General features: G+C 45.1%; 17 protein-coding genes, 1 tRNA gene and 4 pseudogenes. 11 read left to right on the top strand and 11 right to left on the bottom strand.

Annotation, left to right across the window (positions count from 1 at the left end):
• Positions 1–318 precede the first annotated feature (318 nt).
• Positions 319–735 carry a hypothetical protein gene (locus JCM17471_RS07485; RefSeq protein ID WP_054777402.1) on the top strand — a complete coding sequence of 139 codons (417 nt, stop codon included), beginning with the start codon at positions 319–321 and terminating at the stop codon, positions 733–735.
• A 323-nt stretch (positions 736–1,058) separates the two neighbouring features.
• Here the strand turns inward: JCM17471_RS07485 and JCM17471_RS07480 are convergent, their stop codons facing one another.
• From JCM17471_RS07480 to JCM17471_RS07465, 4 genes and pseudogenes are all read right to left on the bottom strand, one after another.
• A complete protein-coding gene (locus JCM17471_RS07480) occupies positions 1,059–1,403 on the bottom strand; it encodes a DUF771 domain-containing protein (protein WP_054777401.1) in 345 nt (114 codons plus the stop codon).
• Positions 1,404–1,506: 103 nt separating this feature from the next.
• Positions 1,507–2,115 (bottom strand): annotated as a pseudogene (locus tag JCM17471_RS15185) (BRO-N domain-containing protein).
• A complete protein-coding gene (locus JCM17471_RS15960; protein ID WP_263849458.1) occupies positions 2,112–2,240 on the bottom strand; it encodes a hypothetical protein in 129 nt (42 codons plus the stop codon). The pseudogene JCM17471_RS15185 and the gene JCM17471_RS15960 overlap by 4 nt, the downstream one beginning before the upstream one ends.
• A gap of 41 nt (positions 2,241–2,281) precedes the next feature.
• The gene (locus JCM17471_RS07465; protein ID WP_054777399.1) at positions 2,282–2,461 is read right to left on the bottom strand and encodes a helix-turn-helix domain-containing protein; all 180 of its coding nucleotides are present in this window, start codon (positions 2,459–2,461) and stop codon (positions 2,282–2,284) included.
• Positions 2,462–2,728: 267 nt separating this feature from the next.
• Between JCM17471_RS07465 and JCM17471_RS07460 the strand changes: the two genes are divergently transcribed.
• From JCM17471_RS07460 to JCM17471_RS16530, 7 genes are all read left to right on the top strand, one after another.
• Positions 2,729–3,055 (top strand): helix-turn-helix domain-containing protein, encoded by a 327-nt coding sequence (locus JCM17471_RS07460; RefSeq protein ID WP_054777398.1) that lies wholly within the window; start codon positions 2,729–2,731, stop codon positions 3,053–3,055.
• A gap of 243 nt (positions 3,056–3,298) precedes the next feature.
• Positions 3,299–3,796, top strand: a complete 498-nt coding sequence (locus JCM17471_RS14060; protein ID WP_156321640.1) for an ImmA/IrrE family metallo-endopeptidase — start codon at positions 3,299–3,301, stop codon at positions 3,794–3,796.
• Between the two features lie 88 nt (positions 3,797–3,884).
• Positions 3,885–4,490: a hypothetical protein gene (locus JCM17471_RS07445; RefSeq protein ID WP_054777395.1), complete on the top strand. Its 606-nt coding sequence runs from the start codon at positions 3,885–3,887 to the stop codon at positions 4,488–4,490.
• A gap of 418 nt (positions 4,491–4,908) precedes the next feature.
• Positions 4,909–5,778, top strand: a complete 870-nt coding sequence (locus JCM17471_RS07440; RefSeq protein ID WP_054777394.1) for an Abi family protein — start codon at positions 4,909–4,911, stop codon at positions 5,776–5,778.
• A gap of 110 nt (positions 5,779–5,888) precedes the next feature.
• Positions 5,889–6,305: a hypothetical protein gene (locus JCM17471_RS07435; protein WP_054777393.1), complete on the top strand. Its 417-nt coding sequence runs from the start codon at positions 5,889–5,891 to the stop codon at positions 6,303–6,305.
• A 17-nt stretch (positions 6,306–6,322) separates the two neighbouring features.
• Positions 6,323–6,592 (top strand): site-specific integrase, encoded by a 270-nt coding sequence (locus JCM17471_RS07430; protein ID WP_156321639.1) that lies wholly within the window; start codon positions 6,323–6,325, stop codon positions 6,590–6,592.
• Positions 6,589–7,056 (top strand): site-specific integrase, encoded by a 468-nt coding sequence (locus JCM17471_RS16530; RefSeq protein WP_082395254.1) that lies wholly within the window; start codon positions 6,589–6,591, stop codon positions 7,054–7,056. The genes JCM17471_RS07430 and JCM17471_RS16530 overlap by 4 nt, the downstream gene beginning before the upstream one ends.
• 228 nt (positions 7,057–7,284) lie before the next feature.
• Here the strand turns inward: JCM17471_RS16530 and JCM17471_RS07420 are convergent.
• The 3 genes from JCM17471_RS07420 to JCM17471_RS07410 all read right to left on the bottom strand — a co-directional run bounded on the left by JCM17471_RS07420 (position 7,285) and on the right by JCM17471_RS07410 (position 9,143).
• Positions 7,285–7,358: transfer RNA gene (locus JCM17471_RS07420), tRNA-Arg, on the bottom strand.
• A 55-nt stretch (positions 7,359–7,413) separates the two neighbouring features.
• The gene (locus JCM17471_RS07415) at positions 7,414–8,691 is read right to left on the bottom strand and encodes a DUF6792 domain-containing protein (protein ID WP_156321638.1); all 1,278 of its coding nucleotides are present in this window, start codon (positions 8,689–8,691) and stop codon (positions 7,414–7,416) included.
• Positions 8,646–9,143 (bottom strand): hypothetical protein, encoded by a 498-nt coding sequence (locus JCM17471_RS07410; RefSeq protein ID WP_054777389.1) that lies wholly within the window; start codon positions 9,141–9,143, stop codon positions 8,646–8,648. Before JCM17471_RS07410 ends, JCM17471_RS07415 begins: the two co-directional genes overlap by 46 nt.
• Before the next feature lie 306 nt (positions 9,144–9,449).
• Here JCM17471_RS07410 and JCM17471_RS15950 point away from each other — a divergent pair, with 306 nt between their 5' ends.
• Positions 9,450–9,650: a DMT family transporter gene (locus JCM17471_RS15950; RefSeq protein WP_369395836.1), complete on the top strand. Its 201-nt coding sequence runs from the start codon at positions 9,450–9,452 to the stop codon at positions 9,648–9,650.
• Between the two features lie 33 nt (positions 9,651–9,683).
• Positions 9,684–10,403 carry a hypothetical protein gene (locus tag JCM17471_RS07405; protein WP_156321637.1) on the top strand — a complete coding sequence of 240 codons (720 nt, stop codon included), beginning with the start codon at positions 9,684–9,686 and terminating at the stop codon, positions 10,401–10,403.
• A gap of 185 nt (positions 10,404–10,588) precedes the next feature.
• On the opposite strand, the pseudogene JCM17471_RS15180 reads toward JCM17471_RS07405, so the two are convergent.
• The 4 genes and pseudogenes from JCM17471_RS15180 to JCM17471_RS07385 all read right to left on the bottom strand — a co-directional run bounded on the left by JCM17471_RS15180 (position 10,589) and on the right by JCM17471_RS07385 (position 13,879).
• A pseudogene (locus JCM17471_RS15180) lies at positions 10,589–11,010 on the bottom strand (DUF3284 domain-containing protein).
• 32 nt (positions 11,011–11,042) lie between these two features.
• On the bottom strand, positions 11,043–11,366 hold the full coding sequence (locus JCM17471_RS07395; RefSeq protein WP_054777386.1) for a PTS sugar transporter subunit IIA: 324 nt from the start codon (positions 11,364–11,366) through the stop codon (positions 11,043–11,045).
• A gap of 191 nt (positions 11,367–11,557) precedes the next feature.
• Positions 11,558–12,885: pseudogene (locus tag JCM17471_RS07390) on the bottom strand (DEAD/DEAH box helicase).
• Positions 12,886–12,902: 17 nt separating this feature from the next.
• Positions 12,903–13,879: pseudogene (locus tag JCM17471_RS07385) on the bottom strand (Gfo/Idh/MocA family protein).
• Positions 13,880–14,094: 215 nt separating this feature from the next.
• On the opposite strand from JCM17471_RS07385, the gene JCM17471_RS07380 reads away from it, so the two are divergent.
• Complete coding sequence (locus tag JCM17471_RS07380) at positions 14,095–14,370, top strand: DUF4828 domain-containing protein (protein WP_082395252.1); 276 nt, start codon at positions 14,095–14,097, stop codon at positions 14,368–14,370.
• Positions 14,371–14,448: the final 78 nt, after the last annotated feature.

Raw genomic sequence — 14,448 nt, 5'->3', positions numbered from 1 at the left:
TTCTTTTCACCTCCACGAAATACATCCATACTGACGCTCAACGCATCAGCGATTCGTTCCATCATTTCAAATGATGGCTTTTATGTCGCCATTTTTCAAACGGTAAATCGCACCGGTTTGTGCATAGCCGGTAAGTTTAGACAATTCAAAAACTGACATACTTTTGTTTTCAAAATACTAGATATTGTGTTCCACATGTAGACCTCCATACATATTGTGTGTTCATTCCAATTGGAGTAAAATACAAGGCAGCGAATGTTCCTCCTCAATATACCAACACTGGGATGTTCGACTACCTGTAGAAAAGAGGTAATCATAATGAGTGAAAATCTTGAATATTCTATTGCTAGACTTGGTGACTTGTTACAAAGCGCATCCAGCAATGCATCATATGCTCATGAATTGATTTTTGAATCTGTTGATTCGAACTTGGAACAACAAATTGCTGTAAAACAAATGAGCGCGATTGGATTTGCGAATGCTGCTTATGCAGATTTACGAAGTATGCAAGCAATCACAACGGCCGATTCAGATTTGGAACGTATTGAGATTGATCAGGCAATGTCTTCAATGAAAAATTTTGTTCGTGAAATGTTCAAAAGCATATCCGCAGATCATAGTCATCAATGGACAGATATCTATTACCAAGAGCTTCTTCGCGCCATCTACGTTTTGGAAGGACTTTTTGGCGTAGTTGCTATTTCTGAAACAGAACGAAAAGAATATTTAGATTAATATCTTATTCTCGATTAGCGCTTTTACGGCATTCCGTGTTTCAGAATCATTAATACCCGCAACATCCATTGCATTTTCTGAAGTTAGCTTTAGAAGTGCTATCACACCGACAGACAACTGTTTGTATGGATAGATAGATTTATTATGGCGTTCCTCGCTCTGCACGGCTTGGAGCGCTTTTTTATTTCATCAGGTGTACCTTCAATTGTGATTTTCATTCCTTCACCTTCCTTTCACGTCCTGCCCACCAGAACATCGCTAACACCAGTAGCAGTCCTAGTGTCCGGGCTTGTAATGGATGTGTAAAAATCCAATCCGCCATGTTATTTACCTCCTAACCTCTTCGCTTCCCAGTCCAACTTGTCCCAATTTTCCTTTAACCAATCAGACATTTTGTGAGCATCCATTCTCCATGGCACACCATTCGTTGATGGATATCGGACGAAGCCGCCATTCTCAATGCTCAACTCATCCCTATACTTGCTGGTAATTTCTTGAGTTACCCACCATGAAGCTTTGTTCAGCACAGCAGCTCTCAAGTCATCAAATCCCCACTGTTTAAATAGCTCGTCTTCCTTTAACCGGTTGTACTCATCCTCATCAATAAGAACTTTGCCCTCTGGCAGAGTCACTGTGATTTCAGGCTGAATTTTAATTACTTGTGTCATTGCCAAGCCCCCTTTTGCCAAGTTCGAAAATTAATCACCGTCTTCCATCCCTAAAAGCTTTCGCGCTGCCGGCTGCATTACTAACATGTACGGTCACTTCCAATCACGCGCCTAACTTGGCATAAATCGTTTCGGCAACATGGATGTCTAAGCCAAATTTGTCTTTGACTGACATGAGTTGTGTGGTGTCTGCCAAAATTGGTTCGCGTGCCAGCATCATTTCAGGCGTCATATCATCTTTTTCACCATCTTTGAATAGCCAAATTTGGTGGAGACAGCTTTGTTAGCAATCATGTTTGCTTTGATAAAATCAACACGTTTTGGTTGCTTTAATCCATGTGATAGATCAGCCATCGTCTGCTTCTGATGTTGCTTGTCCAGCATGCGGAAAATTTCAAAGCCTTCAAGCCCAGATGATTTGCGCAGTTGTTTAATGACTCGGAAAACCCAACGTTGGAATTCAACGGCTTCTGCTTTTTACTTTTAAACACCAGTTGTAGATGTTGAATTCGTTAATCACGTTTGCTTGTTGTGCCCGCCCCATTGAATCGATGACCTTACTTGAAGTAACCCCATCTGGTTCCAACGAATTGATGGCTCGTGATGTCTGTTTAAGGCCAAGGGCGGAAGTGACATCAGTTGCTACTGCCCACCATTCACCATCAACTTCCACAAATCGAATGTCATAGCCATTCCATTGTTCAGTTTTCATTTGGATTCCTCCTTTGCTCGATCTAATAGATATGGAACCGTCGTTCCTAAATGGTCAGCTAACTCTTCAGCAGTTACCAGATACAGCCCATTTTGATCAGGATTGATAATTTGGACGGCTTGCATGTGCGTCACCTCGTTTCTTTAATTGGATGTTTCTTTAGCCATCACATCGAGAAGGAAAAAGCTTCCTGTGTGATTAACTGCGCTTTGGGTCCATTCCGTCTGTCGTGCATGATATCGGACAAATAGGCAAGGGAAATACCCAAGCCACTGGCTAAATCTGTCATCGACATACTGTTCTGAGCCAATTTGATGCGGATTTCTTTTGCTGTCGCGGCGTCCATCTGATTCACTTCCTTTGTAGTGAGAATATTTTTAGCTAATTTTATTGACTGAAAAAGTATCTAGATATATACTAAAAGTGCGCAGGAAACTAGAGGTAACAAACACCCGCCCAGGCTTTGATGACCCTTATTTTGCGTATTTAGTTAGCCAACTTTATTAGCTGAGTTCAGTATATATCTGGATACTTTATTTGTCAAACAAATTATCCAACTTTATTCTGACCGGCAAATCTGAACTTTAATTTAAAAAAATGAGGAGAGATTTGTATGTCTTTGTTTGACAATGTCAAATACTATTCTTTGCAACGAGGCCTTTCCCTTAAGGAGCTAGCCAAGCGAGCAGGATTAAGCGAGAACGCAATTTATAAGTGGAAGACGCAACGGCCACAAGATGAAAACATTCTGAAGGTTGCGGGCGTTTTGCATCTGTCATACGAGGAACTAACCGATGAGAGCAGGGAGGTTGAACAGGATGATCAAATTCAGTATTTCAGAATAGACACCGCGGGTTTAGATGAGGCTCAAGTAAAAAAACTCCGCAAGAGCCTGGAAAAATACGCGGAGTTTGCAAAACATGAATTAGAGGATGATTAATTTGCTAGAACAATTCGAACGAGACGCCTTGTACTACAATGCTGAAGGCACTGCCGAAAAGATTGAACAAGCAGCTCAAATTATACCAACTATTCCAGACTATCCAACGCCGGACGACTATTTGCGCTTTTTGCATGACGTTCATGGGGTCAAAGCTAAGTCTTACAGCTTTGACTCGGAGGCTCGGAAATTTTTAAGCGGCACTCTCTTTATTGATCCGTTTACTGAGCGCGCCCTAATCTCATGGAACCGCGATATGCCCAAAATCGACAGAGCTTCACGAAGTTACACGAGCTCTATCACTATTTCCAATATATTGAGGGCAAGGTGCCCATACAGCAGACTAATTTCAATGATTTACTCTCGCACCGGGGCTACAATGAAGAAGAAGAACCACTTGAAGTCGAAGCTAATTTCGGCGCGTCACTGCTTTTCTTGCCAACGAGCCGACTGGAACATGATATTGCAATGGGGAGATCTTTTGCGAGCATGAGCCGCATGCTAGGCATGTCCGCAAACGCACTAAAAGGCAGGCTTGTCGAGTATCTCCACTACGGTCACGAATTAAATTGGGATATCAGTAGTCAGATTGTTAATCATTATCAAAGCGATCTTGCTCCCAAGGAGATTCAAATGATGGTCGCGAAAGACTCTGAGCCCTTTCTGTACGACATGCTAACGGCCGTCAGCGAGGGTAAAATCTACAACGGTATTTCTGGACCCGATGACCTACCCTTCTAACAACAAAAAGCCCTCATCCGCTGACACGGATAAGAGCTGGTGGTATGTATATCTCGCAAATATATTTTACCATACGGAGGAGTTATTTATGAAGAAGCTAATTTCTACGTCGCTTATCTTAATATCAGCCTGCACCTTGGCGGCGTGCGGTAATAGTACACAAAGCTCGAACTCTAAAAAAGATAGGGAAACTATTTCCTCCTTGAGAAAAGAAGCCAGTAGTTTAAAAAAAACGCAAACGGAATCCGACTCTGCTTCCGAAGAGTCAAATTCATCCGCGTCTAACGAGGCAGACAGTGTTCCCTTTGGCGAAACCAGAGAGTTCGATTCTCAAGACAACACAATAAAGGCAAAGGTTGCTGTTATCTCTGCTCAGCGAATCACGGATAAAAATGAAGGGCTTACCGCCGATCTCATGGCAAACTACCAACAGCTAAAATCATTTGCCATTGTAAGTTACAAAGTGACAGCAATCACTGATATCCCTGCTGGCACATTTGATGGAGCAAATCTTACCTTCCTGGACAGCGATAAAGTAAAAGGAATGACGTCTAGTAATCGAGATAACGGAGCAGATGGCGACTTAAAAGCTGGAGAGTCCGCAAACTACCGTATTGGAGTGGGATTTGAATCGGCCTCACCCGAACTATACGTACGTATTGCGAACGTTACCTGGCAAGGATCAATGGAATAAAAAGCGCCTACCCCACAGTCCTAGCAGACCGGGTAGACAAAAAATTAAACGAGCTTTTTTTAAACGCGGCACAACATGTTGTGTTACCACGGAGAAGAAGCTAAGCATAGTCACATTGCTTCTTCTTTCTTACCTAGATTTAGTAGGTTGACAAAATGACAACTTATAACGCATAATGTACTCAATCAAATAAATGACCGCATGCGGTCCACTGGGCGAGTACAATATTACAATTGTACCCGTCCTTTTATTTTGGAGATGAAAATTTGACGACTGACAAACCATTTCAAACCATTGATTCACAGATAAAAATCTTATCTGAAGAGAGGCATTTAAACTTCTTAAACAAAGAAGCAGCGGCCGATACTCTCAGACGTTATGGGTACTATGAAATTATTAATGGGTACAAAGACAATTTTTGGTTGACCCACATGACGACTCCAAAGGATATCTTGCTACAGCAAACTTCGAGCACATTTTTGCATTATTTACTTTAGACAAGAACATTAGACAAGATGTAATGCAAGCGCTAGGGGAATTTGAAACAACTTTTACACAAGCCTTAGCTTATGCCATAGCAGACAAAATTTCAGAAGACTTCACCAGATACACTGCCCCAAGTCATTACAATGCGGGGGCTTCTCATTGGTCCAGAGGGCACAGATATACCGTGCGAGACGGTGTTATTAAAACGTTTAATAAAGTAAACAGATCTACGATAGATCCTTTTGAGTTCTACAATAGACGTCATGGAAATATTCCGCCCTGGATAATGGTCAAAGGTTTAACATTTGGGAATGTACTTTATTGGTATCAGATTTGCAAACCAGAAGTGCGCCTCCAGGTCATATCTAGCATGTTTGGATTAGATGAGGACGTCGTCAATGTCTTAGATCCGGAGCTTAAATTAAAACAAGCATTTGGTGACGTCCTAGACTTATTTTTAACTTACAGAAATTTGGCGGCTCACGGTGATCGGATATACAATCATCGGTCAAGAAGGCATCGCCTTAGATGGTCGCCTTTTATATACCGGAAAAATGTCATCGATATCTCTCGAAACAAATTTTCACAGGGACACATGAGAAGCAGCCTGGGTGCTGTAATAGCATGTCTCAGTCTTTTTGAAAATAAGGATCCGTATAGTGATTTGTGGATAATGTTGGGAATCCACATAGGAAACTATTTACGATCATTTCCTGAAGACGAGAGCTTTATAATGTCATCGGCAGAATTTCAAAATAAACAAATGTACGAGTTAATTGAAAAACAGAAAAATTCCAAATAAAAAGCGTCTACCCTCACCGACCAAAGCAGTGGTAGACGCAACGAACAAATCAGCACCGAAGTGCACGCTATTTGTGTACTCTCATTTTAGCAGAAAATGGAGGAATTCGCATGGCAAGTTATGACAAATTAAAATCAGGATGGCGCTACCGCATTAGACAGAAGAACAAGGCTGGCGAATGGACTAACTATGGCGAATCAAAGTTCCGAACCAAAAAAGACGCCCAAATTGCAGCAGCCAAGATGCAGGAAAAAATTGATAAAGGCTTCTCGATGGTCGGGTCAAATGTGTCAATTACAGACTACTTCAATACTTGGTACGGTCGTTATAAAGTGGGCAAAGTCGCAAAACCAACCGAAGAATGGTATTACAATACCGCTCGATGGATTGAAATATATTTCGGCGACACACCCTTAAAAAGTATCCGACGATCTAACTATCAGGATTTCATCACTTGGTTAGGCACCGACCAAACACACAATGACAAACCGAAAAAGCAATGGCGCGGTCAACTGTTCAAAAAATGAATTCATTCATCAGATCAATGGTAAAAGATGCACAAGAAGATGGGATCACTGATATTGACTTCACCCGCAAAATCACTCTGGTTGGTACTGCCGGTAAGGACGCCAGCGAAAAATTCCTAAACTTGGCGGATTTCAACAAACTGATAGCATTGGCAAAATCGAGGGCTAATATCAAGGCAATTACTGAATATATGATAGTGACTCAAGCGTACACTGGCATGCGCTTTGAAGAAGTCCTTGGGTTATCATGGGACCGAATCGACTTTGACAACTTAACCATAAAATAGATCGCTCATGGGATTATAAGACTCGCCCACGTCGCGATCATGATGCCTTTGCACCGCTTAAAAACAAGCCGTCATACCGGACTATTTCCATACCTAACGAACTAGCTGACTTACTCAAAAAGCTCCATACAGAGCAAGCAGAAGCGTTCATGAAGTCAGGATACCGAGACCCGGATAATCTTGTATTTCGTAACAATCTCGGTGACTGGGCTAGCAACCATGCAATCAACGATGTTCTAAAGCGACTGACTGAGGCACTTGGTATTCCACGCATCACAAGCCACGGTCTGCGCCACACTCACGGATCAGTTCTAATCTATCAAGGAGTAAGCCTACTCTCCGTCAGCCATCGGCTCGGCCACGGTAACCTGCAAACTACGATGACCACCTATCTCCACATCATAGATGAGATGCAAGCCCGCGACGACACGAAAATATCCAATATACTTGAAAATCTTGGATGATGGTAACAAGCAAACCCCTTGTGCCATATAGCATTGCGCCTTTTGTTGCCCAAATCGTTGCCCAAATTCTGCCATTTAAGATATATTTTCCAAATCTGGGCAATGAATGGGCAACTTTATGGAATATCTTACATTTTGTCGAAAGCTCTAAAAATCGTCAAAGCCTTGCAACGAAGGTCGTTGAGTGGTGTTTGGATTTAACTTAAAATATCTTGAAACATCTAATTATGCACCCTATCGGAATCGAACCGATGACCTACCGCTTAGGAGGCGGTTGCTCTATCCTGCTGAGCTAAGGATGCAAACATTAACTATATTGCCGGAAAAAGGCCGGTATGTCAATGTTAGACAGCAAAATTACGACTCCGCAATGACGGATTGAATCGCGGTCTGAGTCGGGATGGTCGTTTGGGTCACAAATGAGCTGCCCAGTTCTTCGGTTTCAATATCTTGCTGATTATCCGCCACAATGAACTTGACCCCATTCACAATGTGTAAGGTCACGAGTGGCGCAAACATTGCCGTATTCAAACTCTTAAAGAACTCCCGTTGATTCATCAGGTTAGCAAAGGTTAATCGGAAGGAATGCCGCTTGCCGCTGGCATCTGTCATGAAGTCAACCGGTGCTTTCGTGAAGAAGTCACAAGCATACAGATATTGGCTCAGGTGATCTAAGAATGTTGCGGTGGCAGGAATATTAGCATTGCGATACAGCGTGAGGATCGTATCAAAGAGAAACGCCCCCACTTGCCGCTGCGTGCTTGCTCGTCTCAAACGCATGAGCGCATATCGCAATAATTCCAGGAGATTTGAGATTTCATTTTTGGTGAAGAAGTTCGACAGCTTGGCCGTGAAGGGATAATGCCAATTGGTCAACGTAAATGAGCGTTCCTCCCCCAAACTGATTGTGCCGGGGGCCTGATAGAATAATGCGGTGAAATCCTGACTGAATCGCACATTGATGATGTTTGCCGCTTTCTCGCCGAATTCTTGGAGCAAGTGACTGACATTGTGCCCCCGGTGATGCTTCAGTGCGTGCCATTGTGTTTTTGAGAATCGCTTGGGCGCCAAGCTCTGCAGTTGTTGCAGCTGCATCGGCACGGAATTGAGCGTAAAGCCCGCCGTGAAGGGATGATCGAGCAATTGTACCGCCTGCACTAATTGCCCGCCCAAACTGTGACCGATGCCGTATAACCGCGCATCTGGCGATAACAGTTGAAGATGGCCCATGATCATCTGGGTGAATTGACGCGCAATCGGTAATTGATCCGACTCATTAGGCAGACCCAACATGATGCTTTTGAGCATGTACTGCCAGTCTAGCGCCGTTTCCTGCCATTCGCCGGCCATCCCAGTCCGTTCAGCCCCGCGAAACAGAATGTAGCCTTCCACCTCTTTGCCGATGACAACACTATATGCCGTTCCAGCCAGTCCCGTGACTTTTGCTTCGGGAACTGCGGTTCGCAAATCTGTCACCGTCACATCATCAATGCGCGTATTCCCCTTGTGATAGGCTAACCACTGAATAAATGTGGCCGCATCAACCCCGGGATAATCGTGCGGATAGGCATCGTATTGCATCAGGTTCATCAGCAAGTCCCAATTCCGGAATAAGCTGCCCGGCTGATAAGGCACGAGTGGATGCCGACGTGAGTTGGTTGTAGAACTTGAAGCGCCACCTCAAGTCGAATCACCAAAGACCGAATGCGCTGTAATTGTTGGCTGTGAACGATATGTTCTAGTTGTTGCAAAATAGATTGCACAGGTTGATCCAACACCATACTCTGTGTGCGTGGCAAATCCGCAAGCATTTGCGTAATTTCATCTACGAACACCTGGGTGAGTGTTGGATTACGTTTGAGGAGTCGCTGCTGATGGTTCTTCAAATCCTGCAACAAATACACCAGCAGTGCCCGCTTGCGCTTTGCCAGTGTTTGTTGTTCCGCGTTAATGCTCATGAGTTGATGTGTGACATCGGTTTTGGCATCTGGAATCAAAACATTGAGTTTGAATACCAGCGCCTCGTACCGCTCACAGATTGCCCATAAAGCCCGCGTTTGTTGCAACATATGTTGCCCCATATCCACAGCCGTCACCTCCAAAATTGTCCACTTACCATGATACGTCATTCTTCAAATAAAGTGAACCAAGTGCACCGCAATATCTTTGGACAACTCAGTTCGACAACGAGCAAAAAGATCGCATTTAGTCGCTCATCACTTGTGCTATACTTTTAAAACAACGGCAGTTACTCTTCATAAATAAGGAAAACAACTCATAGGCTACGTTTATCTGTTTATTGCTATTATCGGTGAAGTTTTGGGCACCAGCCTTCTAAAAGCCACCGACCACTTCAAAAACATCCCACTCATCTTTTGTTTGTTCTGTCATACGTGGTGTGTTTCTATTTTCTTTCACTATCACTTGAGAGCGTCGATCTCAATATTGCTTATGCGCTCTGGGGCGCCATCGGGATTGTCCTCACCACCGTGGCGTCCGTCGTCATCTGGCACGAATCAATCTCATTGATGTCCTACGCCGGTCTATTTTTCATTCTATTAGGATCAATGCTGTTAGAGCTTGGTCATCATTAATTCAAAGGAGTCTTTATGAGCTGGCAACTATTTATGCAAACATTGGGCAGCAGCCTAATTATTTTCAGTGGCGGCATCATGTTGCTCAAGTGGCTCAGTGATAGCACGGTGCAACATCTCGTCAATCGTGCAGGTCGAAGCAACAGTGAACTCTGGTATATGCGACCTGGGATCTTCATCCACGAACTGTGGCACGCAGCGATTGCCGTTTTATTTGGTATCCACGTCAGCAAACTGTCGATGCGGCCTGATTATCGCAACAACAGTGCCGCACACGTCGACATGCAATACAATCCCGCCAAATGGCGACATCGCGTCGGACTGCTCTTCTCGTCCACTGCGCCCGCCTGGGGCAACGCTCTGATTATGATGCTACTCACGCGCCAAGCATTCTTCCAAAACAATATCTCCCTTGACTGGGATATCCGGCAGAGTGTGGCAACCAATCAAATCGCGCCATTATTCCGAGGACTGCAGGACATCACAATCAATTGGCCGTGGTTAGCCGCTCTATTGCTTGTCGGATTAGTGCTGACGCCTGGTTTTAGCCCATCTACACAAGATCTCAAAAACGCGCTCAGCGGCCTGCCGTGGCTGCTTGCGGCACTAGCCGGTATCTTTGTGTTGAGTGGCTGGGTCTTCAGGTCATGGCTCTGGGTCTGGATGCGCCTGAACATCTACATGGCCATTACCTTTGTGGTCATTCTGGTGTTCAGCCTGCTGATGAATCTGTTAAGCCGCAAATTACTGTAAGCAAAAAAGGGTTGTGACAAAACTTTGTTTTGTCACAACCCTTTTTGATTTCCAAACAAGATAGATTAATCGTGTTCCAAAAGACTGAGAATTCCGGTTAACTAGGATTGATTCAAAGCCTAAGTTCGGGCTTTAGCATCAATCCCTGTTAATCCTCATTCTCAAATCGTCTTTTGTCACAACTCCTAGGCAGTCGTATATGATTTTTCGATTGCCGTCAACATCTTACCGAAATTACGCTTACGGAAAAAGCCAAACAACATGCCGATCAGCGCCTGATTCATGCGCGATAACGTGTCCTTCATCTCACTTTTTTCCTCGTAAGTCACTTGCGTCCGATTGTCTGCTGTTGGGGCAATATCGTAATTCACCTTGAAGACCGAACCTGGTGTGATGGTTTCAAAGTGATACGCCTGATTGATCACATTTTTAGTAATCTTCACTTTTGCGCGACGGCCACGGGCGAATTGTTTTTATACTCAAAGCCCTCAAGGCGCGTCACAGGTAACTGTTGGCCCGTTTGTTCCTTGATGTCATAAATGACAGAATCGATCACCTTGGTATAAAAATAATCGGCCGGAATATCAAGTGTTTTGACGATCTTCATTCAAAATCCTCCCAACAGTGTAGTTACCGGTTTTATTTTTCAGCTAACTTCTTGTACAGATCAACAATCTCGCCAGCCAAATCACGGAAAGTAATGGCATTCATCATGTGATCTTGACTGTGGACCATCAACAAGCTGACCTTCACGTGGTTGCCTTGTGCCTCTTGTGTCAGCATGCCTGTCTGAGCATTGTGCGCTTCAGCCAAAAAGCCGTCCGCTTCCTTGAGCTTCGCATCAGCGCCGTCAAAATCACCGGTTTTGGCCGCCATGATGGCTTCCATTGCGCTGCTCTTGGCGTTCCCACCATTGATGATGAGCCCCATGATTGTCTCTAAGTTTGCTTCTTCTTCTGCCATTGTCTAGTTCTCCTCTCAATTGCGTTGACCGTTGAGGGTCCCGCTTCCCGTGCAATGATTGCATCGGGTGTTACTATATTCACTATGATACCACGATTGTTGTCGCTTTCAAAACCGATTTCATCATTTTGAAAGCGAATGCACCCGCGCCAATTTTCGCGAATTCGTAACTGATAAGCGCATTCATACAATTAATGGGCTAGACCAATGGCTGGAAAATTATTTTTCGTGGGTTGCCGCCGTTTCCCCTTATTCTTCTGATCACGGAGCCGCTTTTTCTTGTGTGGCTTGCTAGGGGTCTTGTCAGTGTCAGCTTTAGCAGCGGTTGGGCGGTCAACTCGCGATGCACGCTGTGTTGGCGTTGACTTTGCGGCCACAACCGGCTTCTCAACCGATTTTTCGCGCTGTTCACGCGTTGGTGGTGTCGCCTGCAACTTGCCATCAACCATGTACCCGCGTTTGATCACGTATTCAGGGAATTCTTTTGCATATCGCGGCGATCGTGATCATCGCCCAAGGTGATCACTAATCCGGGTTGCCCCATGCGGCCCGTCCGCCCTGCACGGTGAATGTAGGCCGCGTGACGCTTAGGCACATCAAAATTAATCACGGCAGGCAGCTTGGGAATATCCAAGCCCCGCCCGGCTATATCTGTCACGAGTAACAGTGTGGTCTTGCCTTGACGGAAATCCGTCAGTGCTTTTTGCCGCGCAACTTGGCGACCGGACTTGGCGAGCACACCGAATTTGACAGCCTGGTGGCGTAAAATAGCCGCAGCCTTTTCCATTGACGCGTTCTGATTAAAAAAGACCAACGCTTGGAACTTATCAATGTGAGCCAATCGACGTAGCCAATCCACTTGGTGTTTGCGATCGGATTGAATGAAGTAATGCGTGACTTCACCCTGAGTGTGATCTTGATCGCGCACGTCGATCCATTCTGGCTTTTGGCCAAACCACTGCTCGAGTTCGCGCATAATTGGGCTGGCAGTCGCGGAAAAGAAGCCGAGCTGGACATCAGCCGGTGACGCCATCACGATTTCGCGCACTTGATCCAAGCCTGGATCGCGTAACAGTTCATCCGCTTCATCCACCACGATTGTTTGCAAATCATGAAGTTTGATTCTGTTAGCCGTTAGCAATTCGATGAAGCGCCCAGGTGTTGCGACAATCACTTCTGGTTTTGCCTTTAACTTCTCAATTTGGCGCTTCACATTGGCCGAGCCAGTGACACCCTGTAAGCCCAGATCAATCGCTTTAGCGTAAGGCATTAACACATCACGTGTCTGAATCGCCAGCTCCTGTGAAGGTGATAGGATCAAAAGCTGAAGGCCGTCGCCTGGGACGAGTTTCTCAAGCAAGGGAAGCCCAAAGGCCAATGTCTTCCCCGATCCCGTGGGTGCCAAGCCGACCACTGAGAGGTCTTGCTTCAGTGGTTGATAAACGGCCTCTTGAATCATGGTTTCCTTGGTGAAACCTGCGGCCTGCCATAACGGCATGAATGGTGTTGCAATTGTCAAAAATGTGTCCTCATTTCTTATTTGGTATCAAAGTGTAACCCTGCTGATTGTCGCAATTGACCCATCACTTGATGTACCGAATTGGCCAATGTCCATGCCTTCTTGAACGCTTCACGGTCATTGGTCTCGATTGCCTCAGCAAACGCTTTGGCCTCTGCTTCCATCGGATTATCAAAATTGGTTGTGACAAATCAGTCGTTTCTGTTTCTGTCTTCAGTGTGAGGTGATGAATTTCACCCACCTGATCAAAAGCTAGTGTGTCGCGCCCCACATAGATTTCTGAAGTCAATTCACTGTTCTTGGTTTTACCGGTAATCAGTGTCACATCGAAATCTGGATAGCTCAAGCGCATCACCCCGTCGCCATCGACGCCTGTGTTGAGCATCTTGGCTTGGTAGGTGGCCCGATTAGGCACACCGAACCAAGCGACCGCTGCATACACCAGATAGATGCCCAGATCCATCAAGGCGCCACCACCAAATTGCCGTGAAAAGACATTTGGCGTTTCACCTGCCAAGACGGCATCATAGCGCGATGAGTACTTCATGTAACTCAAGGTCGCACCACTGACATCATTGGTCGCTACAAATTCATTGATGCGCTTAAAGTTAGCATCATAGATATGGCGAGCGGCCTCAAAGACCATCAAGTCGGGGTGCGCTTGAACGGCTTCATCGACTGCTGCTAACTGCTTCAGGTTCACAGCCAGTGGTTTTTCCACAATCACGTGCTTACCTGCGGTCAACGCCTGAATCGTTTGAGGGGCATGCAAACTGTTTGGACTAGCGATGTACACGACATCCAGATCACTGGCGAAGAATGCATCAAGATCGGTATAGATAGTCGCTTTAACACCCACCTTATCGGCCAATGCTTGAGCGGTCGCTTCATGCCGAGAATAGATGGCACTCAATTGATAAGCCTCTTGCTTGTATGCCGCATCAATGAACTGCGCCGTAATCCAGTTGGTTCCAATAACGCCTAATCGTAACATATTATCCAGCTCCTTTTCGTTTTGTCGCTTAATTTCATTGTATCAGTATGCTTGCGGGAATTCAGTAGCAAAATATTCCCCGTTTTGAAAATTCCGTGCTATGATGAAAGTATCACATAAGGAGGTGGCGAAATGGCCCGTTTCCACGAATTCATGACGACGCTATCGACCATGCTCAGTCGAAAAAACAGGCGCCACCCACACCAGTCAGCCCCATGCTTGAGCTTGCCCAATTGTACACCGGCAAATTTGCCTTTGTGGACGAATTGACGAATAAGAGTCACCAACTCATCGTCAATCCAACGCTCGCCATCAAAATTGATGGGCGCACCTTACCTGGCCAAGTGGTGGGGATTACGACAGATGCACTAACATTCTTGGATCATTATGGGTATCAACTGATTATTACAGCAAAAGAGGGTCATCCCGTCACCGTCTACGATGAAGCAGAAGATGCGACTTATCAGATTATTGTACCCGAAACAAAATGATGCCATTATTCAAAAAAAGAGAAGCTGTGCTAACCCCGATGGGTTGCGACAGCTTCTCTTTTTTGTGCGGTTATTCGT

Origin of the sequence: Lacticaseibacillus saniviri JCM 17471 = DSM 24301 (assembly GCF_001311785.1) — a bacterium.
GTDB lineage: Bacteria > Bacillota > Bacilli > Lactobacillales > Lactobacillaceae > Lacticaseibacillus > Lacticaseibacillus saniviri.
The sequence above is the reverse complement of the archived record's forward strand: the minus strand, read 5'-3'. Positions and strand labels throughout refer to the sequence as shown.

Coding starts and splice junctions, on each gene's coding strand:
- JCM17471_RS07485 (WP_054777402.1), top strand. CDS start 319: ATGAGTGAAAATCTTGAATATTCTATTGCTAGACTTGGTGACTTGTTA.
- JCM17471_RS14060 (WP_156321640.1), top strand. CDS start 3,299: ATGGAACCGCGATATGCCCAAAATCGACAGAGCTTCACGAAGTTACAC.
- JCM17471_RS07395 (WP_054777386.1), bottom strand. CDS start 11,366: ATGGCAGAAGAAGAAGCAAACTTAGAGACAATCATGGGGCTCATCATC.
- JCM17471_RS07380 (WP_082395252.1), top strand. CDS start 14,095: ATGCTTGAGCTTGCCCAATTGTACACCGGCAAATTTGCCTTTGTGGAC.
- JCM17471_RS07405 (WP_156321637.1), top strand. CDS start 9,684: ATGCAAACATTGGGCAGCAGCCTAATTATTTTCAGTGGCGGCATCATG.
- JCM17471_RS07430 (WP_156321639.1), top strand. CDS start 6,323: ATGGTAAAAGATGCACAAGAAGATGGGATCACTGATATTGACTTCACC.
- JCM17471_RS07435 (WP_054777393.1), top strand. CDS start 5,889: ATGGCAAGTTATGACAAATTAAAATCAGGATGGCGCTACCGCATTAGA.
- JCM17471_RS07465 (WP_054777399.1), bottom strand. CDS start 2,461: ATGGACGCCGCGACAGCAAAAGAAATCCGCATCAAATTGGCTCAGAAC.
- JCM17471_RS07480 (WP_054777401.1), bottom strand. CDS start 1,403: ATGACACAAGTAATTAAAATTCAGCCTGAAATCACAGTGACTCTGCCA.
- JCM17471_RS07445 (WP_054777395.1), top strand. CDS start 3,885: ATGAAGAAGCTAATTTCTACGTCGCTTATCTTAATATCAGCCTGCACC.
- JCM17471_RS15960 (WP_263849458.1), bottom strand. CDS start 2,240: ATGCAAGCCGTCCAAATTATCAATCCTGATCAAAATGGGCTGTATCTG.
- JCM17471_RS07460 (WP_054777398.1), top strand. CDS start 2,729: ATGTCTTTGTTTGACAATGTCAAATACTATTCTTTGCAACGAGGCCTT.